Source organism: Haloimpatiens massiliensis (assembly GCF_900184255.1).
Lineage (GTDB): Bacteria > Bacillota > Clostridia > Clostridiales > Clostridiaceae > Haloimpatiens > Haloimpatiens massiliensis.
Genome location: NZ_LT854640.1, coordinates 487,273 through 507,703 on the forward strand (window position 1 = coordinate 487,273; position 20,431 = coordinate 507,703).

Annotated in this window: 16 protein-coding genes; 9 read left to right on the forward strand and 7 right to left on the reverse strand. The window is 28.9% G+C overall.

Annotated elements, in window-relative coordinates:
- Positions 1-32 precede the first annotated feature (32 nt).
- Positions 33-1,916 (forward strand): ABC transporter ATP-binding protein, encoded by a 1,884-nt coding sequence (locus tag C1715_RS10430; RefSeq protein ID WP_102400426.1) that lies wholly within the window; start codon positions 33-35, stop codon positions 1,914-1,916.
- Between the two features lie 148 nt (positions 1,917-2,064).
- Here C1715_RS10430 and C1715_RS10435 read toward each other — a convergent pair whose 3' ends face one another.
- Complete coding sequence (locus C1715_RS10435) at positions 2,065-2,823, reverse strand: exodeoxyribonuclease III (RefSeq protein WP_102400427.1); 759 nt, start codon at positions 2,821-2,823, stop codon at positions 2,065-2,067.
- 863 nt (positions 2,824-3,686) lie between these two features.
- Between C1715_RS10435 and mgtE the strand changes: the two genes are divergently transcribed.
- The 3 genes from mgtE (at position 3,687) to C1715_RS10445 (ending at position 6,444) form a co-directional block, all read left to right on the forward strand.
- A complete protein-coding gene (mgtE, locus tag C1715_RS10440) occupies positions 3,687-5,030 on the forward strand; it encodes a magnesium transporter (RefSeq protein ID WP_278320103.1) in 1,344 nt (447 codons plus the stop codon).
- 225 nt (positions 5,031-5,255) lie between these two features.
- Positions 5,256-5,423 (forward strand): hypothetical protein, encoded by a 168-nt coding sequence (locus tag C1715_RS19410; RefSeq protein WP_180964173.1) that lies wholly within the window; start codon positions 5,256-5,258, stop codon positions 5,421-5,423.
- Positions 5,413-6,444, forward strand: coding sequence for a WG repeat-containing protein (locus C1715_RS10445; protein WP_479724086.1), 1,032 nt, complete (start codon positions 5,413-5,415; stop codon positions 6,442-6,444). Before C1715_RS19410 ends, C1715_RS10445 begins: the two co-directional genes overlap by 11 nt.
- 95 nt (positions 6,445-6,539) lie before the next feature.
- Here C1715_RS10445 and C1715_RS10450 read toward each other — a convergent pair whose 3' ends face one another.
- Positions 6,540-6,953 (reverse strand): DUF2935 domain-containing protein, encoded by a 414-nt coding sequence (locus C1715_RS10450; RefSeq protein ID WP_102400428.1) that lies wholly within the window; start codon positions 6,951-6,953, stop codon positions 6,540-6,542.
- 377 nt (positions 6,954-7,330) lie between these two features.
- Between C1715_RS10450 and C1715_RS10455 the strand changes: the two genes are divergently transcribed.
- Complete coding sequence (locus C1715_RS10455) at positions 7,331-8,035, forward strand: lysophospholipid acyltransferase family protein (RefSeq protein WP_102400429.1); 705 nt, start codon at positions 7,331-7,333, stop codon at positions 8,033-8,035.
- A gap of 208 nt (positions 8,036-8,243) precedes the next feature.
- Here C1715_RS10455 and C1715_RS10460 read toward each other — a convergent pair whose 3' ends face one another.
- Positions 8,244-8,483: a hypothetical protein gene (locus C1715_RS10460; protein ID WP_102400430.1), complete on the reverse strand. Its 240-nt coding sequence runs from the start codon at positions 8,481-8,483 to the stop codon at positions 8,244-8,246.
- Between the two features lie 215 nt (positions 8,484-8,698).
- Positions 8,699-9,742: an S-methyl-5-thioribose-1-phosphate isomerase gene (gene mtnA / locus C1715_RS10465; RefSeq protein ID WP_102400431.1), complete on the reverse strand. Its 1,044-nt coding sequence runs from the start codon at positions 9,740-9,742 to the stop codon at positions 8,699-8,701.
- 260 nt (positions 9,743-10,002) lie between these two features.
- On the opposite strand from mtnA, the gene C1715_RS10470 reads away from it, so the two are divergent.
- Positions 10,003-10,590, forward strand: a complete 588-nt coding sequence (locus C1715_RS10470; protein ID WP_102400432.1) for a protein kinase — start codon at positions 10,003-10,005, stop codon at positions 10,588-10,590.
- Positions 10,591-10,658: 68 nt separating this feature from the next.
- On the opposite strand, the gene C1715_RS10475 is transcribed toward C1715_RS10470, so the two are convergent.
- The gene (locus C1715_RS10475) at positions 10,659-11,069 is read right to left on the reverse strand and encodes a CBS domain-containing protein (protein ID WP_102400433.1); all 411 of its coding nucleotides are present in this window, start codon (positions 11,067-11,069) and stop codon (positions 10,659-10,661) included.
- Between the two features lie 358 nt (positions 11,070-11,427).
- Here C1715_RS10475 and C1715_RS10480 point away from each other — a divergent pair, with 358 nt between their 5' ends.
- Complete coding sequence (locus C1715_RS10480) at positions 11,428-13,383, forward strand: DNA gyrase/topoisomerase IV subunit B (RefSeq protein WP_423240828.1); 1,956 nt, start codon at positions 11,428-11,430, stop codon at positions 13,381-13,383.
- Between the two features lie 45 nt (positions 13,384-13,428).
- Complete coding sequence (locus tag C1715_RS10485; RefSeq protein WP_102400434.1) at positions 13,429-16,350, forward strand: DNA topoisomerase IV subunit A; 2,922 nt, start codon at positions 13,429-13,431, stop codon at positions 16,348-16,350.
- A 398-nt stretch (positions 16,351-16,748) separates the two neighbouring features.
- Here C1715_RS10485 and C1715_RS10490 read toward each other — a convergent pair whose 3' ends face one another.
- The gene (locus C1715_RS10490; RefSeq protein ID WP_102400435.1) at positions 16,749-17,177 is read right to left on the reverse strand and encodes a GtrA family protein; all 429 of its coding nucleotides are present in this window, start codon (positions 17,175-17,177) and stop codon (positions 16,749-16,751) included.
- Positions 17,178-17,549: 372 nt separating this feature from the next.
- Between C1715_RS10490 and C1715_RS10495 the strand changes: the two genes are divergently transcribed.
- Positions 17,550-18,779, forward strand: coding sequence for a M16 family metallopeptidase (locus C1715_RS10495; protein ID WP_102400436.1), 1,230 nt, complete (start codon positions 17,550-17,552; stop codon positions 18,777-18,779).
- Between the two features lie 264 nt (positions 18,780-19,043).
- Here C1715_RS10495 and C1715_RS10500 read toward each other — a convergent pair whose 3' ends face one another.
- Entirely contained in the window at positions 19,044-20,270 is a 1,227-nt protein-coding gene (locus C1715_RS10500; protein ID WP_102400437.1) for a DEAD/DEAH box helicase, read from the reverse strand.
- Positions 20,271-20,431: the final 161 nt, after the last annotated feature.

Genomic DNA, 20,431 nt, shown 5'->3' on the forward strand with positions numbered 1-20,431 from the left:
AGTGAGTGTTAACGAAATAGGGGGTACTTTGAATGGCGGAAGAAAAAGGTGAAAATAGCTATAAGGAGTCAAATGAAAATTTAGCAGGGCTTGGTAGTACTAGAGGAGGTATTGGGAGGCCAAGGTTTAGGGGGGCTAATAGAGGTGTACCTGTGAAAAAGCCTAAGAATTTTAAGGGGACCTTGAGGAGACTGTGGCAATATTTTGGAAAAGAAAAAAAATTACTTATAATAATATTTATTTTTATATTAATTAGCTCAGCGTTAACATTGGCAGTACCATATCTTATAGGAAAATCAATAGATTCTATGTCTAAAGGAAAAGGTGCAGTAGAGTTTGGAATGCTTAAAATAATTATAGGTACGCTTTTATTAGCATATATTATAGATGGATTTATGAATTTTTTTCAGAGATGGCTTATGGCAGGAGTATCACAGAGAATAGTATTTAGTTTACGAAAAGGTCTTTTTAATAAGCTACAAAAGTTACCAGTAACATTTTTTGATGTCCATACTCATGGAGAAATTATGAGTAGATTATCTAATGATATTGATAATGTAAGTACAACTATATCCCAAGCTACTACTCAACTTATGGCAAGTGGAATAGCTATTTTAGGATCTTTTATAATGATGATTTATCTAAGTCCAATATTGACATTAGCCAGTATTATAACTATACCACTGGTATTTTTAGTTACCAAAAGCATAGCTAAAAGGACTAAAGTGCTATTTAAAGAGCAACAGAATATACTGGGAAAACTTAACGGTGAAATAGAAGAAACTATATCAGGAATTCAAGTAGTTAAAGGGTTTAATAGAGAAGATAAGATAATAGAAGAATTTGATGAAATAAATAGTAATTTATGCCAAGTTGGGATAAAGGCTCAAGTTTGGTCTGGATTTATTATGCCTATGATGAATGTTATAAACAATTTAGGTTTTGCAGTAGTAGCTAGCGTGGGAGGAATGTTAGCAGTAAAAAATATAATAACAGTGGGTATTATAGCGAGTTTTTTAAGTTATTCAAGACAGTTTGCAAGACCTTTAAATGAAGTCGCTAACATATTTAATACACTTCAATCTTCTGTTGCCAGTGCAGAGAGAGTTTTTGAAATTTTAGATGAAAAAGAGGAAATAGAAGACATAAAAGGAGCCGAAGAATTAAGAGAATCTAAAGGCAATGTAGTATTTGAAAATGTAACTTTTGGATACAAAACTAATGAAAATATACTTAAAAATGTGAGTTTTAAAGCTGAAAAAGGAACTACAGTAGCATTAGTAGGGCCTACAGGTGCTGGAAAAACTACTATTATAAATTTACTCACAAGATTTTATGATGTAAATAGGGGAAGGATTTTAATTGATGGTAAGGATATAAGAAATTATACTAGGGATAGTTTAAGGAAAATATTTGGTATAGTACTTCAAGACACATATTTATTTTCAGGTACTATAAAAGAAAATATAAGATATGGAAGGCTAGATGCTACAGATGAGGAAATAGAAGCTGCTGCCAAGATGGCTAATGCCCATGTATTTATAAACAAGCTTCCAGAAGGGTATGAAACCATATTATCAGAAAGTGGAGGAAATTTAAGTGTAGGGCAAAGGCAACTACTAGCAATAGCTAGAGCTATTTTAGCTAAACCTTCTATACTCATATTGGATGAAGCTACTAGTAATGTAGACACACGAACAGAGCTGCATATACAAGAAGCTATGTTAAAACTTATGAATGGAAGAACCAGTTTTATAATTGCACATAGACTCAGCACTATTCGTGATGCTGATATTATAATGGTAGTTAAGGACGGACAAATAGTTGAAAAGGGAAATCATCAAAGTCTTATTGAAAAACAAGGATATTACTATAATTTATATGTAAGCCAATTTGAAAATTCACAAGAGATTTAGAAAAATTTTTAATAATAAAGAAATTTTATACCATGTCTAGCTACTGTTATATACGTTCTCGTATTTTATAAGATTTGATATAATGTAGCTAGACCTATGGATAATAATTTTTAGGTTCCTGTATATAGCGAAGTTTTACAAATAAATATTACAATTCTATAGTTATTGGGCAGTGATCTGATCCTATAACTTCATTTAATATTTCTGCATTTTTTATATTGTTTATAAAATTATTTGAAACAAAGTGATAGTCAATTCTCCAACCAGTGTTTCTTTCTCTTGCTTTGAATCTATAGCTCCACCAGGAGTATTTCACTTCTTTAGGATTTAAATATCTAAAGGTATCTGTGTAGCCATTGGATATAAATTTATCTATCCAAGCTCTTTCTATAGGTAAGAATCCCGAAGTTTTTTCATTAGCTTTGGCATTTTTTATATCCATAGGGGTATGAGCTGTATTGTAGTCCCCACATACAATAAGCTTTTTGCCACTGGATACTTCTTCATTACAATAATCCAAAATAGCATCATAAAATCTCATTTTGTAATCTAATCTTTCTTCATTCATTTGACCATTAGGAAAATATATGTTTAGAAGAGTGAATTCTTGAAATTCAGTAATTAAAATTCTTCCTTCACTGTCGAATTCCTCTATACCTATGCCATGTTTAACGGAAATAGGTTTAACTTTAGTGTAAGTAGCTACTCCGCTATAACCTTTTTTTTCTGCAAAAGAAAAATATGAGTGGTATCCTTCTATATTTTTAAGGTTTTCGTTTAAATCTTTTTCTTGAAGTTTAGTTTCTTGAATGCATAGTATATCAGGATTATATCCTTGTATAAATTCTAAGAAATTTTTTTTCATAATAGCCCTTAAGCCATTTACATTCCATGAATATATTTTCATAAGTATCACTCCTTGTATAATTAAGTTTATAGTCAGTTAAATAACTGTTATAGACTTATTTATTTTTTATATTTAAATTTATAATTAACTCAACTTTAGCACATAAAATTCAATCTATACATTATATGAATAAAGGAAATTCAAATATAGTTTTTAATTTAAAATTTAGAATGTAAAATAGGAATTTGTAGAGCTATTACCTATTACTTACCTGTAAATTTCAAATTATAGTTAGTTTCTAAAAGAGCGTTATTCTTCACTTTAAATTTTATATTTTTATTTTTTAACTGGGAAAGTTGAATATATTAAAAAAACACTTATATTTTTCTAGTTAGGATTTTCTCAATTCAATATTACTGATTTTTTTGATTTTTAATCTATACAGTTTCTATTTGCTATTTGTAAAAAGATTTCCTAAGGTTTAACGTTTATAATTATATATTGTATTACTTCTTAATTAATAGACTAATAGATTAATAAAAAAAATTCAATAACAAATTAAATTATTCTTACAAACAGATATCTGTAGTGAATAGTTAATAAATTATAGTAAACAATCAACAAATTAGTATATTACTTTTAATATAAATATATTTTTATAAAAATAGTCGTTTTATAATATGCTAGAGTTGATAATAGCTATTTAATGTGATAGAATTTCAATATGGAGAATATGTAAGCGAAACTTAGGGTTCCCTACTGGAGCAAACTAGGTTTTATTTTTTTGTAAATGAAATTTTGAAATTTATGTAGGAGAAGGTGATAGTTATGGATACAGATCCTGGACAGGGACGGATTGTAAAAAATAAAATAAGAAGAGCCATAACTATTAAAGGCATGGCTCTAAAAAGGAGCTGATACCTGTGAATAATAATGTAGAAAAAATATTAGAACTTATGAAAGAAAAGAAATATGCTGATGTAAGAGAGAAGATGGTAAATCTTAACTCAGTTCACATTGGAGAAATAATGGAACAACTGGATATAGCAGAAGCTATAATTTTATTTAGGACTCTTCCAAAAAATTTAGCAATAGATGTATTTAATTATACTAGCAGTGATTTTCAAGAAAAGTTAATATCTTCTATTACAGATAAGGAATTAGAGTATATAATGCATGAAATTTATTTTGACGACATGATTGACCTTTTAGAAGAGATGCCAGCAAAAGTGGTAAAAAAGATTTTAAAATATTCTAATGTGGAAGAAAGAAAGCTTATAAATGAATTTTTAAATTACCCAGATAATTCAGCAGGAAGCTTAATGACTATAGAATATGTAGATTTAAAAAAAGATATGACAGTTAGAAAGGCTATAGAGCATATAAAAGCTACAGGGGTAAATAAGGAAACTATATATACCTGTTATGTAATAGGAGAGGAGAGAAAACTAGAAGGTATAATATCTTTAAGAAATTTAATTTTAAGTGATGATAGTTTAGAAATTAAAGATATTATGAAAAAAGATATAGTATATGTGCATACTAATGACGACCAAGAGGAAGTAGCACATGTATTTAAAAAATACGATTTAATAGCAGTGCCAGTAGTTGATTCTGAAGGTAGGCTTACGGGTATTATTACAGTAGATGACATAGTGGATGTCATTGAACAGGAAAATACGGAAGACTTTCAGAAAATGGCAGCTATGGCTCCTTCAGAAGAGGAATACTTAAACACTGGAGTTTGGAAACTTGCTAAAAATAGGCTTATGTGGCTTATTATACTTATGGTATCCGCTACTTTTACTGGGGGAATAATAAAACGATTTGAGGATGTACTTCAATCTGTTGTTATTTTAACTGCATTTATACCTATGCTTATGGATACTGGTGGAAATGCAGGTTCTCAATCTGCAACTTTAGTTATAAGAAGTATTGCATTAGGAGAAATAAAAGGTAAGGATACATTAAAGGTAATTTGGAAGGAATTTAGAGTAAGTTTGATAGTTGGGGTAATTTTATCATTTATAAATTTCCTAAGACTATATTTTATAGAAAAAGTGTCCTTAAATATATCTGTTACTGTTTGTTTAACACTTGTGTTTACAGTAGTTTTAGCTAAAATAGTAGGAGCTGTTTTACCAATATTAGCTAAAAAACTTAAATTAGATCCTGCTATTATGGCAAGTCCTTTGATAACAACTATAGTGGATGCAGCATCACTTATAGTATATTTTTCTGTTGCAAAAGTAATGCTTGGTATATAGTTTTTTATTATAAGTAATAGATGATTTTATAGAAGAACTTAAAATATCTTATGGTTATCTTAGTGGATTAAAAGGATTAATTTATAGCCTTAACATGAACCTAATTAAAGATAGTTAATTTGGAAATAATAAAAGTAATAATTGATGTGGAATATACCAAAAATAGATAGTATAATGTTAAAATGAACGGTATTTATAAAGCTTAGTTATACAAAGGAGAATAAGATGAAAAATAAAGTGGAAAATAAAAATATTGAAATGATGAAAAAATTAATAGAGGAGAAAAAGAAAAAAGGATCTCAAGGCATAAATGGCTTAAGACCACAAAAAAATATAGGTGGAGCTAGAAAAGCCATAAGAAACAAGAAAACAGGAGGCTTATTTGATAAGTAGAGAGGGAGAATTTAATATGGAAGCGAATAAAATACTTTATCCCATACAAATAGGACGTAAATATGGATTTATGGATAATAAAGGACAAATATGTATAGAAACCAAATTTGATTATGCAGAAGATTTTCAGGAAAATTTGGCTATAGTAGCTATGGGAGATTATTACGGTTTTATAAATAGAGAAGGAAAATATGTGGTTAAACCTGAATATGATGAAGTTTATGAGTTTAGCGAAGGCTTAGCTACAGTGGAATCACAAGGTAAAAAAGGATACGTAGATATTAAAGGTAATGTGGTTATAGAGCCTAAATATAAAGAAGCTATGGATTTTTCTGAAGGATTAGCAGCGGTACAATTAGGATATAAATGGGGATATATAAATAAAAATGGTGAAATGGTAGTAGAACCAGAGTTTTTAGATGCTTTTGATTTTAGTGAGGGATTAGCCCTAGTTCAATCTGGTGGTAAACTAGGATATATAAATAATGAAGGAAATATGATAATACAAGCTGAATATAATTGTGCTCATGGATTTAGCGAAGGTTTAGCTTTAGCTCAAATAGGAAATGATTTTGGTTACATTGATAAAACAGGAAAAGTAATAATCCAGCCTAAGTATTATACAGCAAATGACTTCAGTGAAGGCTTGGCTGCGGTTGAATATAATAATAAATATGGATTTGTTAACAAAAGTGGAGAAATGGTAATATCTTCAAAGTATCATTGGTCAGATGACTTCTATGAGGGCTTTGCTGCAGTAGCTATTGGAGATAAATATGGTTTTATAAATAAAGAAGGAGAAGAAGTAGTTGAAGTAAAATATGACAATGTAGGAGCTGTTGGTGAAGGACTAATATCCGTAGAGGTACAAGGAAAATGGGGATATATAGACATGAAAGGAAATTTTGCAATAGAACCTAAATTTCAAGAAGCGGGAGTATTTGAACAAGGTGTTGCCAAAGTTCAATTTGGCAAGAGAATAAATTATATAGATAAAAATGGAGAACTAATTCTAAAATAAAATACAATTAGTATAATTATTATTTATATTATAAAAGATACATCTTGAAATGTGAGTATTTTCTATTTCAAGATGTATCTTTTTAATGCATTAAATTATAGAATTTGATTATTTAAATTAGAGATTAACTGATACATAAATTTTTGTTCATGAGTTATGTGTTCTAATAAAGTTTGCCATACTTTATCTTCTTTTCCATAAGAACGTATCCTTGAAAGTAATTCTATAAAATGCATGTCGTGTAAAAGGAATTCATTTAAAAGTTCCTTAAGTTTAAAATATGTGTTGTAATTAAATGGGGTTTTCATAAGCATAGCAGCTTTTTGCTTTAGCATAGAAAATACCTTATTTACATGCATTAAATCATCTATTATTTCTTTAGGTAAATTCTTTTTTGTGAGTTCTCCTACAGTTTTTATGAATATTGGATGTTCACTAGAGATGTTGCTCCATAGTAAAATTTCGTTAAAGATGCAGTTTAAATTATTAGCATAGGTATAACAGTACATAGAAGATTGTTGCTAAAACCTCATAAAATTCTATAATATATGTTTAATTGTTTTAATATATTCAGTTTTATATAAGACTACTACAGTTTGCTTTAATATTCCTAATACATAAATTTGCATACAACGCGTCATGTATATGAGTTTTTTTAATTATTGATATTTTTAAACATATTTTTATAGAATTTATTAATGTTTATGCAACAGTCCACCTCCCTATTAAATATTTTACAATAATATTCTATGAGTATTGAGTAGATTTTGATATTAATAATCTAGGTGAAATCATAAATATATAAGTTATATAGAAAAATATATAAAAATAGGTTAAACTATAAAAGTACATAAATTTATATACAGAAAGATAAGGAGCACTTATTATGATTAAAATACTTTGGTATACGTATTTTGTAATATATCTTTTATTTATTAGTATAATTGGAAAACTAAAATTATTTGTTTTGAGAAGAAAATCGCAGAAGTTAGCAGATGAATATGCTTATTTAGCGATTAAAAAGGCATCCAAGCATATTTTAAAAATGTCTAAGACAGAAACACAGGTAATGGGATTGGATAATATACCATCGGAAACTTGTGTGTTTATGTGCAATCATCAAGCAATTTTTGATGGATTTCTTTTAATGGCAAATATAAATAGAGTCACAGGTTTTATAGCTAAAAAGGAAATAACTAAGTTGCCGCTTATAAGAAGTTGGTTAAGGTCAATTCATTCAGTTTTTATTGATAGAAGTAATGCTCGAGAAGGATTAAAAGCTTTAAACGAAGGAGTAGAAAATTTAAAAAAAGGATATTCATTAATTATTTTTCCAGAAGGCACTAGGAGCTTAAGCTCTAAAATGGGAGAATTTAAAAAAGGAAGCATGAAACTGCCTATTAAGGCAGGTGTACCTATTGTACCTATTACTATTGATGGTACATATAATGTTTTAGAAGTGGGAAATAAGGTGAGAGGCAATAAAGTGAAAATGATTATTCATGAACCTATATATTTAGAAAATTTATCTTCACAAGATAAAAAGGATTTATCACAAAGAATTCACGATATAATAGAAAAAGCACTTTAGGTACATGAAAATAAATAACAAGTCAAAGATGCTGGTATATTTTGTGTCAGACAAGGAAGCAGGTTCCGCCGCTAGTAAACCTATCGGTGGGTTCTGCTGACGCAGTATGACGCAAAATAGACTAGCATACTGACTTGTTATTTATTTGAATGTGCCTTAGGATATAAATATCATTAAAGGCTGTTGGTAAATACCAACAGCCTTTAAATTATTCGTTAGTTTTTTCTTCTTCAAAATTTTCAGTTTCAGTACTTTCTTCCTCATTTTTATTTTCTTCTTCTGTAGATTCTAGGGTATCTTCACATTCTTCGCATCCCGGACATTCTTCACAAGATTCTGATTGAGAATTATTATTTTTATTAACTAATTTAGCAATAGCGAATGCACCAGCTGAAAGAATAGCTAGAGCACCTAATGTTTTGGCGATACCACTTCTTTTTTTAGCCATATAAAGACCTCCTTTTAAAACAAACTATGTATTAAATTTAATTATACTATATTTTGAAAATGTTTTGAATATATATTACAAATTAAATGATAATATTTATTAATTGTACATATATTTTTTTAATAAAGTAATATTTAAACATAGATATTTTTAAATATTACGTTTACACTGATGAAAAATAGTTTACTTAAGCAGACTTTATTTTTCAGCTATTGCTAAAGAACTTTTTTAAGATTTTCATCAAATGGAGGATAGATAATGCCTTTTTCAGTAACTATGGCGGTAATGTTTTGATGAGGTGTTACATCAAAAGAAGGATTATATATTTTAACATCTTTTGGGGCTGTCCACACACCAAATCTACAGGTTACCTCTTCAGGGTCTCTTTCTTCAATTGGAATATCTTCTCCACAAGGAGTGTTTAAATCTATACTAGGGGTAGGTGCGGCTATATACATAGGAATATCAAAATATTTAGCTAAAATAGATACTCCGAAGGTACCTATTTTGTTGGCGGTATCTCCGTTTGCAGCTATTCTGTCGCAGCCAACGATAACTGCATCTATTTTTCCTTGACTCATAACCACAGCAGCCATATTGTCTGTTATGGTTGTCACATCTATACCAGCCATTTGAAGCTCTAAAGCAGTTAAAGTGGAGCCTTGAAGTCGTGGTCTAGTTTCATCTGAATATACTTTGAAATTCCACCCCTTTTCTTTTGCTAAATACATAGGAGCTGTTGCAGTACCATATTTAGACGTGGCAAGTTGACCAGCATTGCAGTGAGTTAAAATACCATCTCCATTTTTTAAAAGAGTCAATAGATTTTCACCTATTTTTCTGCAAATTTCTATATCTTCTTTGTGTATATTTTTTGCTTCATCTTTTAGGATGGATTTTATTTTACTAACAGGTTTATCTTTAGATTCCATAGCTTTATCTAACATCCTATTTAAAGCCCAGGATAAGTTTACAGCAGTAGGTCTACTAGAATTTATATATTTGCACTTTTCTTTCATAATATTAAAAAAAACTTTAAAATTGTTTTCAGGTATATCTTTTATAGAGAGATATATACCATAAGCTGCCGTAACACCTATAGCAGGAGCACCTCTAACTACCATATCTTTTATGGCATCATATATACCATCTCCACTTTTATATACTATGTAGTTAATGGTGTTTGGAAGAGTTCTTTGGTCTAAAAGACAAAGTTCATCCTTTTCGTCGTCCCATGTTAGGGAAATTAGTTCTGACATATAAAAATACCCCTTTCCTTATATAAATACTATATATAGAAATTCAACAAAGGAAGGTTTAATCCTTTAATCATAAAAATGTATTTAAATTATATTGATATAATGGATATTATCTATAAGTTAAATTGCAAAGAAATACATAGAGGTGAGAATTACGATACGTTAATTGTATTAGGCACATTCAAATAAATAATAAGTTAGTATATATTTAATTATATTATCATAAAATAGCATAAGGACCAATTAAAAGAGAGGAATATATGAGGAAATTAATAGATTACTACATAGATATGGATGAGAAGGCAGAAGCGATTTTAAAAAAAGGGCAGTACTTAGGAAAGGGGCATAATGGCATAGTTTATTTGCTACCTGATAATAAAATTATGAAGATTTTTATGGAAAATAAGGTGTGTTTAGAGGAGTACGATATATTTAAGAATGTAGCTACTAGTAAATACTTTCCAAAGACATATAAGCATGGGGACTACTATATAATAAGAGATTATATAGGTGGAGAGAGGCTAGATTATTATATAATAAGAGAAGGTATTGATAAAAAAATATCTATTAATTTAGTAAAATTAATAAAAGAATTTAAGAGACTTAATTTTAAAAGACTTGATATAAGGTGTAAGGATATTTATGTTCAAGAGAATAAGTCTTTAATGGTGATAGACCCTAAAAATAGTTATAGCAAAGAGGTTATTTACCCCAGACATTTAATGAAAGGATTAAATAAAATAGGTGCTTTAGAGGAATTCTTAAAAGTGGTAAAGGAAGAGGAAAGAGAATATTATAACTTATGGAATTTTAGAATTAAAAGATATTTAGATAAGAATATTAAGTAATTATTTAATTAAATAACAGGCTCCCAGTGTCCAATGTAATATTAGCTCTGGGAGCCTTAGGATTTAAATTAGTTATTTTTATAAATCATGTTTTGGCAATAATTTATTATATCACTTCTCTTTATAATGCCAATGAATATTCCTTGATCATCTACCACTGGAACAAAATTTTGATCTTTAGCTAGACTTATTAAACTACTTATGTCTGAGTTTATTGATACTGCTTTGTTCTTTACACGTCTTGAAATGTCTTTTACAAAAATATCATTTGTTTTGTTAAAATCCAAGGTGTTTAAGCTTTTTATTTTCCATAGGAGATCACCTTCAGTTAAAGTTCCTACATACCTTCCATTATCATCTATAAGAGGAACTGCAGTGTAACGGTGAAACTCCATTTTTTCTAAAGCTTGCCTCATGGTAGAATTTATATTTAAAAAAACAACATCCGTCTTTGGTGTAAGAAAAAAAGCTACATTCATATGAATAACCGTCCTTTGATATATATTTTATAAATAACTTATAACTCTATTATAATATTAACTTACTTTTTTATCATTAATATTTTGTTAATAAAATATAAAACTTGCGGAAAAAAACATAAATTAATAAAATAGTGTTATTTCTTTGACAGCTTTTAATTTAAAGTTTATACTATAGTATATGAAAATAAATGTAAATTATAGGGAAAAACTAGACATATGTGCCTAGAAGGTGAGCTTGTGTGGGATGTGATATATAAAATACTTGCATTTATGGTGTAAACTAAGTTAATATAAATATATAGTTCGATTAAGAACGCATGTTTGTGAAACGCTTTTAGATTGGAGGCAGCATAGTGTGATTAGTAATAAAATAGATAATAAAATAAATTATGATGTTACAGATTTAACCTCATTAGAAAAACTAGAACCTGTTAGGATTAGACCAGGTATGTATATAGGTTCTACGGGATCTAGAGGACTTCATCATTGTCTTTGGGAGATATTAGATAATGCTATAGATGAAATAACTAATGGCTTTGGAGATACGGCAGAAGTAATTTTAAATAAAGATGGTAGTATTACTGTAAGAGATAACGGTAGAGGAATTCCTACAGGTATTCATCCAATTAAGAAAAAATCTGGTGTGGAAATGGTTTTTACAGAACTACATACTGGTGGAAAATTTAATAATAAGAATTATAAAACATCAGGAGGACTTCATGGAGTTGGTTCATCTGTGGTGAATGCACTTTCAAAATGGATGGAGGTAGAGGTTTTTCAGGGTGGAAAAATACATAGACAAAGGTTCGAATATGCTTATGATAAAGAATTAAAAAAGGATATGCCAGGAACAGCAGTAACTCCACTTATGGAGGTAGGAGAAACTAAGGAAACTGGAACGAAAGTTACTTTTTTACCGGATAAAAAGGTGTTTTCTACCACTGAATTTAAGTCAGAAATAATAGATGAAAGACTTCAAGAACTAGCTTTTCAAAATAAGGGAATAAGGCTTGTTTTAAAAGATAGAAGAGGAGAAAATGAGACTTCAAAAGAATATCATTCTGAAAGAGGTCTTTTAGATTTTATGGATTATTTAAATGAAAGCAAAACTATAATCCATAAAGAACCTATATTGTTTGAAGATGAAAAAAAAATAGGGGAAAATAATGTGTATGCAGAGGTATGTATACAATTTACAGACTCTACTACAGAATATATAGCAAGCTATGTAAATAATATACCTACTACGGAGGCAGGTACTCATGAAACTGGATTTAAGACAGGCATGACTCGTGCTTTTAAAGATATGGCTAAAAAATTAAATCTTATGAAGGAAAAAGATGATTTTGAGGGAAATGATTTAAGAGAAGGGCTTACAGCCATATTAAAGGTAAAAATAACCAATCCTATATTTGAAGGACAGACTAAAACTAAACTGGGCAATAATGAAGCTTATACTGCGCTAAATGATTTAAGCTATAATTGTTTATGTACTTGGATAGAAGATAATAAAGAAATGGCAGCAAGTATAATAAATAATGCTGTGGCTGCTGCAACTAGAAGGGAAAAAATCAAGAAGATAAATGAAGCAGAAAAGAAAAAGGTAGGAAAGGGCACAGCTCCTTTAGCTGGAAAGGTAGCTGTTTGTACTATGAGAAACATTGACTCTAGAGAATTCATAATTGTGGAGGGAGATTCAGCTGGTGGCAGTGCCAAGATGGCTAGAGACAGAAGATTTCAAACCATAATGCCTTCTAAAGGTAAGATTATGAACACAGAAAAGCAAAAATTAGAAAATGTACTTGCCAGTGAGGAACTTAAAATTTTTAATACAGCTATAGGAACTGGTGTTTTAGATAATTATCAAGAGAAAGATCTTAAATACGATAAAATTATAATATTAAGTGATGCAGATGTGGATGGATATCATATAAGAACTCTTTGGATGACTTATATTTATAGATATATGAGGCCTCTTATAGCCAATGGACATTTATATATAGCTCTTCCACCTCTTTACAAGGTATATAAAAATGGCAAAGGTGGCGGCTTGGAAAAATATGCTTACAGCGATGAAAATTTAGAAGAGGCAAAGAAAATTATAGGTAGAGGAGCAAATATTCAAAGATATAAGGGACTTGGAGAAATGAATCCTGATCAGCTTTGGGACACTACATTAAATCCTGAAACTAGAATTCTTCAAAGGGTCACTATTGATGATGCAGCAAAGGCAGAAAGAATGGTTTCTCTTTTAATGGGTGAAGTGGTAGAACCACGAAGAAATTATATGTATAAGCACGGAAAATTTTAAAATTTTAATAAGATATTGTTATGGAATTTAGAAAGGAATGAGAAAATGGCTAAAAAAGTTGACATACCTAAGGATAATAATATTATAGAAATACCTCTAGAAGATGCCATGCCTGAAAACTATTTGCCCTACGCAGTAGAAGTAGCTAAAGACAGGGCTCTTCCTGATGTAAGAGATGGATTTAAGCCAGTTCACAGAAGAATACTTTATGGTGCATATATGCTTAAGGCTTTTCCAGATAAGCCCTACTTTAAATCTGCAAGAATTGTAGGAGATATTCTCGGAAAATTTCATCCCCATGGAGATACTTCTGTATATGATGCTTTAGTTATATTAGCTCAAAGCTTTTCCACTAGATATCCTTTAATAGATGGACACGGTAACTGGGGAAGTATAGATGGTGATAGTGCCGCAGCTATGCGTTATACAGAGGCAAGGCTTACACCTATTGCTCTAGAAGCTTTAAGAGATATAGATAAAGATGTAGTAGATATGACTTACAACTATTCAGAAACAGAAAAGGAACCAAGGGTACTGCCAAGTAGATATCCAAACTTACTGGTAAATGGAACCTTTGGCATAGCAGTAGGACTATCTACAAATATACCACCTCATAATTTAAGTGAAGTAATAGATGGAACCATAGCATACATAGAAAATAATGATATATCAGTAAAGGAACTTTTAAATTATATAAAGGGACCAGATTTGCCTACAGGTGGGGTTTTGATAGGTAAAAATTCCATATTGTCTAGCTATGAAACTGGTGAGGGAAAAGTTACTTTACGTGCTAAAACATCTATAGAAAAATTGGAAAATGGAAGATGGGGCATAGTGATAAAAGAGTTCCCTTACAGGAAAAATAAAGCCAAAATACTTCAAACTATTTCAGAGATGACAGCAGACAAAAAACACTCTAAGACATTAGAATCCATAACTGATATAAGAGATGAATCTGATAGAAATGGTATAAGAGCGGTTATTGAATTTAGAAAGTCTGTGGAAAAAGATATTGTAGAGAAAGTTTTAAAGTATTTATTTAAAAAGACAGATCTTCAATGTAATATAAACTTCAATATGGTAGCTTTAGCTAATGGTAAGCCTGAAACCATGGGACTTAAAACTATCCTTAAATATTATGTAGACCACCAAAAGGAAGTTGTTACAAGAAGGACACTTAAAGAGTTAGAAGTAACAAAGAAGAGATTCCATATAGTAGAGGGATTTATAAAAGCTATAGATATAATGGATGAAATATTAAAGGTGATAAGAGCATCTAAGTCTAAAAAAGACTCTGAAAATAACCTTGTAAGCAAGCTTGGATTTACTCCAGAACAAGCGCAGGCTATAGTGGAACTTATGCTTTATAAACTCACAGGTCTAGAAATAAAGGTATTTCAAAAGGAGTACAGAGAATTAGAAAAGAAAATTAAAGCTTTGGAAAAAATACTATCCAGTGAAAAAGAGCTTTATAAAGTAATAAAAAAAGAACTTTTAGATGTAAAAAATATGTATGGTGATGAAAGAAGAACGGAAATAGTAAAAGATGATGATGAAGCTAAAATAGAAATTGAAGAAATAATAATAGAAGAAGATAATATGATAACTATGTCTAATGAAGGATTTATAAAGAGAATTTCATCTAAATCCTATGTTAGAACTAATTTGGGTGTAGAGGATATTGAGTATAGAGAAGGAGATTTTAATAAGTATTTTATAGAGTCTAATACGAAACATAGTTTGGTTGTGTTTACGGATAAAGGAAACATGTATCAAACAAAAGTTATAGAGCTTCCTGAGCTTAAATGGAAAGAAAAAGGTGAAAGATTAGATTCCATAATTAAAGGTTTAAATTTAGAAGAAGAAAGAATAGTAAATGTATACTCTATAGATGATTTTAATAGTGAAAAAGTTTTTATATTTTTAACAGACGAAGGAACTATGAAAAAGTCTTCTTTGGAAAGATTTAATACTAATTATTCAAAAATTTCAGCTCTTAAACTTAAGAATAGTGAAAAATTAGTAGATGTAAATTTAATGAATAGTGGAAGAAAAGAAGCATATATTGAAATTTTAACGGAAAATGATTTGAAGTTTACATTAAAGGAGCCTAAACTAGAGGAAGGCGACAGAAATATAAAAGGAATCACTTTAGTAAATTTAGGTTCAAAGAATAGAATTAAATCTGTGAAATTTATAGAAGAGTATTCTCCTAAGAAATTATTTATTAAAATAAGTAAAACAGGAAATATTAAAGTTAGTGATAAAGAAGTATCAGGAAGTGTTAGCTATAAATGGGATGATACTATTCTTGTGTTTGATAGTAAGGGATTTGTTCATCAGATACCTGGATATTTGCTAGAAAATATAAGCAGTGACAAATTTAATTTAAGTAATATATTAGATGAATTCAATAAAGAAAACATAGTGTTAAGTACATTGTCTATAAGAGATTTTAATGAAGAATTGGATTTGTATTTCTTTAGTAAAAATGGATATGTTAAGAAAACAGCTTTAAGTGAATTTAAAGGTAATTATATATCCACTGTATGTTATAAATTTAGAAATGAGGATGATTTACTCATAGATGTAGAAGCTTATAATTCATCAGATAAAAAAGATATAATTATAATAACAAAAAAGGCCATGAGTATAAGATTTTCAGCAGATTCTGTAAATTATATGGGTAAAATAGCCTCAGGGGTTACAGGTATAAGTTTAAGAGAAGATGATGAAGTAATATTTGGAGCACTTGTAGCCACAGATGTATCTAAGGAAAGTAGCAAATTTAATGAAATTGCTGTTTCATATACAAGCAATACGGAAAAAATTATATTAACTACTAATAAGAAAAATGTAGAGGAAGTATCTTTAGATGAAATAAAGCTTCAAAATAGAGCTGGCAGAGGAAAGAGTATTATGATGGTAGTTATGGATGAAATTTTAAGTGGTATTAAGATGAAGTAATTAAGGCACATTCAAATAAATAACAAGTCAGTATGCTAGTGTATTTTGCGTCATACTGCGTCAGCAGAACCCACCGATAGTTCTACTAGCGGCGGAACCTGCTTCCTTGTCTGACACAAAATATACCAGCATCTTTGACTTGTTATTTCTTTTCATGTACCTTATATAAAATTAAAAGCTTTGTAGAAAAACTTGTTTTTTTACAAGGCTTCTTATTTTAATAAAGTAAAGTTAATTACTCAACTTTGGCACATAAAGTTCAAGCTCTGCATTAGATTAATAAGGGTTTTTAATTTGAAATTTAGAATGTAAAATAGGAATTTGTAGAGTAGCTCTTACCTATTACCTACTACTTACCTGCAAATTTCAATTATATAAATTATTATTAATTGCATTTATTATAATGTTTTAGTTTTAAAAACAAAAAATTTATTAACTAAAAAAGTTATAACGCCTACAGTCATGGAGGCAATTATTTTTGACATATTAAGCCAAAGCGAATTTGATAAATTAAACATATTGTTTGAATTTAAAATTATAAATAAAAGTGTATTAAATATGGCTGAAGTACCAAGAACACTGGCGTATTTAAAATAAGAACTTTTCTTAGCTTTAAAAGTAAATTTTTTATTTAGAAAGTAACCATTTATGGAATAAGCTATAAAAGATATTAATTCAAATATAAGAAGTATGAACTTATTAGAGTATATACCTGTTATGTAGGTTAGAAAATTTAATATTGCCAAATTAATAAGTTCGTTGCTTCCTCCTATTAGTGCATAAGTTATGAATTGTAATAAATTATTAAACGTTTTTTTAGTGTCCATATAAAAGGCTCCTTTAATATATCAAACTAAAAACTACAAAAATTTATTATCTAGATCCCATTAGTTATTTAAATATATATGATTTAGATATTAGTCATTACCAAGATAATATCTGAATGATAATGGTAATTTGAAAATAAATAATATAGTTAGTATTTAATGATAAAAATAAGTATATTATATCTATAACTTTAATTATACTACGTTTTGTAAAAAAAGGATAAAATTAACCAAATATTAAAAGATATATAATAATATATCCATAAGTTTTACTAAATTTGTTATTATATATATATATCACTATGGAAGTAGTATTAGCAAATGTTATATAATAATACTATTGGATATTTATAATTATAAGTAGGTGATTTGATGGAAGAGTTAATTATGAAAAATGGAATAAAAATTGTTTATGAAAAGGCAGCAAGTGATATAACATCTTTTTCTATGGCATTTAATGCAGGTGCTATAGTTGAAGAAAAAAATCAATTGGGACTTGCTCATGTGGTTGAACATATGGTATTCAAAGGTACAAAAACTAGAGATGAAGAAGAAATAAATGAATTATGTGATGAATATTTTGGATTCAATAATGCTATGACCAATTATCCATATGTAGTGTACTATGCTACATGCTTATCTGAAGATTTTCATAAAGCCTTTCAATTATACACTGATATAGTGCTAAATCCAATCTTTCCAGAGGAGGGCTTTAAAGAAGAAATAGATGTTATATGTCAAGAACTTAGAGAGTGGAAAGATGATTTGGCCCAGTATTGTGAAGATGAGCTTTTCTATAATTCTTTTAGTAGCAGAAGAATTAAAAATTTAATAATAGGTACTGAGGAGAGTGTGAGAAGTTTTAAAAGAGAGGATGTAGTTGAGTTTTATAATGAACACTATATTCCAGAGAACTGTGTAATAAGTGTGGTATCCTCACTAGGTTTCAAAGATATAGTGAATGAAATAGAAAATATATTTGAAAAATGGAAACAGGAAAATTTAGAAAGTAAAGAATTTATTCCATTGTATGAGAATAATAATCTAGGTACTTTTGTAAAGTTAAAAAAGGATATGGAAACAGCTAAAATACAATATATATTTCCAATACATAATTTAAATGATAAGGAAGTAAAAGCATTAAGGGTGTTTAATGCTTATTTTGGAGAAGGAACTAGCAGTCTTTTATATCAAAAGATAAGAACAGAGAATGGACTTGCCTATGATATAACTAGTAGTATAAAAAATGAAACAGGAATAAAACTTTTTACAATTTACGTAGGTACTTCAAAAGATAAAATAAACCAAACTATAAATTTAATAAATCAGCAAATACAAGAGGTAAAAAGCTGTAAAGAAATTTTTACACAAGATAGAGTCAATAAATTATGTAAAAGTATAAAGTTAAAGCGTTCTTTAGGACTTGAACAGTCTATAAGATTAAGCTTGAATTTAGCGGTTTATGGAATTATGTATGGTGAGCCTTTAAGTTTATATGAGCAAATAAAAGACTTAGATAAGGTAGATGAAAATCTTATACTTAGCACAATTAATAAAGTTTTAAATTCTCCTTCTATTCAGGTGATAGAACCAATTAAGTAGACTACAACCGAAATCAATTATATATTTTTTACAAAAATGATATAAAATTTAAAATAATCGTTAATTAGCAGTACTAAATTTTAAACCTTTAGTGTATAATGGACAAGTTTTACTCTACAGGTTCCAATGTTTAATTATTAGTTTAGAATTAGTGCTAAGGATAGAGATAGGGGTATTGGGGTGCTAGGTTTTAGGGGTACTTAAGATTTTATTAAATGGCTAGTGGTTCAGAACCACTAGCCATTTAATAAATTTGACTAAATTTTAGCGAGATTTTTGTTTACTTGAATTAGAGCTTTTTTTATCTGAAATAAATTTACTAAATGAAGATGGTTTTGAGTATTTATTATTACGTGGTTTCACTATAGAACCTTTTAATATTTCTTTTTCTTGAATTTTTATATTGAAGTTTTTTGAAATTTTTTTAATTATAGAAACTTCTCCTTTTGTAACTATGGAAAGGGCGGTGCCGGATTTACCTGCTCTTCCAGTTCTACCTACTCTATGAAGATATTCCTTAGGGTCTCTAGGTAAATCTAAATTAAATATATGAGTTATATCATTTACATCTAATCCTCTGGCAGCTAAATCAGAGGCTACTAAAATATTAAACTTTCCACTTCTGAAGCCTTCTAAGGCTTTTTTACGTTCTTCCTTTGAAGCAGTTCCATATATGCCATAGGCTTTCATGTGATGATATTGAAGTTTTAAGGTGGTTAATTTAATTTCTTCACTTCTATTTATAAATACAATAGCTTTTTCTGGCTTAGTAGAAGCTATTAATTTTCTTAGAGTTTCTATTTTATCTCTATGCTCTGTTACAAAATACATATGAGTTATATTTGGATTAGCTATATTTTTCCCCTCTACTTTTATAACTTCAGGGTCTTTCATTAAGGCTTTGGCTGTGTTTAAGGTTTTTTCATTTATAGTAGCTGAAAAAACCATTAATTGTCTGTCTCTCATAGTTGTCTTTATAACTTCTTTCACTGAATTTAAGTTATTTTCATCTAAAAGTTTATCTCCCTCGTCTATAACTATAGTTTTAATAGTATGGGCAGAAATTTTTCTCTTTTTTATAAGCTCAAGTATTCTTCCAGAAGAACCTACTATTATGTGAGGTTTTTCCTTTAGTTTTTCTATTTGTCTTTTTATATTAACTTCACCTATTATAGTAGTAGAGGTTACGCCCATCATGGAGTTTTCTGATAAAAGTTTTATTTGTTTATCTATTTGCATAGCTAGCTCATGAGTTGGAGCTAATATTATTGCTTGCATTTCTTTTCTATCACTATGTATCTTTTGAAATATAGGAAGTAAATAAGCAAGTGTCTTTCCGCTGCCGGTTTGAGATTCACCTATTATATCTTTATTTTCTAGGGAAACGGGTATTGCTTTCATTTGAATATCCGTTGGATCTTTTATACCTTGTTTTTTTAACGCTTCTATTAAATTTTGGTTTAAATTTAATGTATTGAATGAATTTGTCATAAGTTATCCTTGACTCCTTTATAATTTATTTAGTCATAATGTATTTTATCACAATAATGTATTTTATATAAGCCAGTGTACATAGAAAAAGGTATTATTAAATATATTTTCACTTGCTACTAGAACTCAAGTACATCTTATCACCTAAACAGATATTTTAA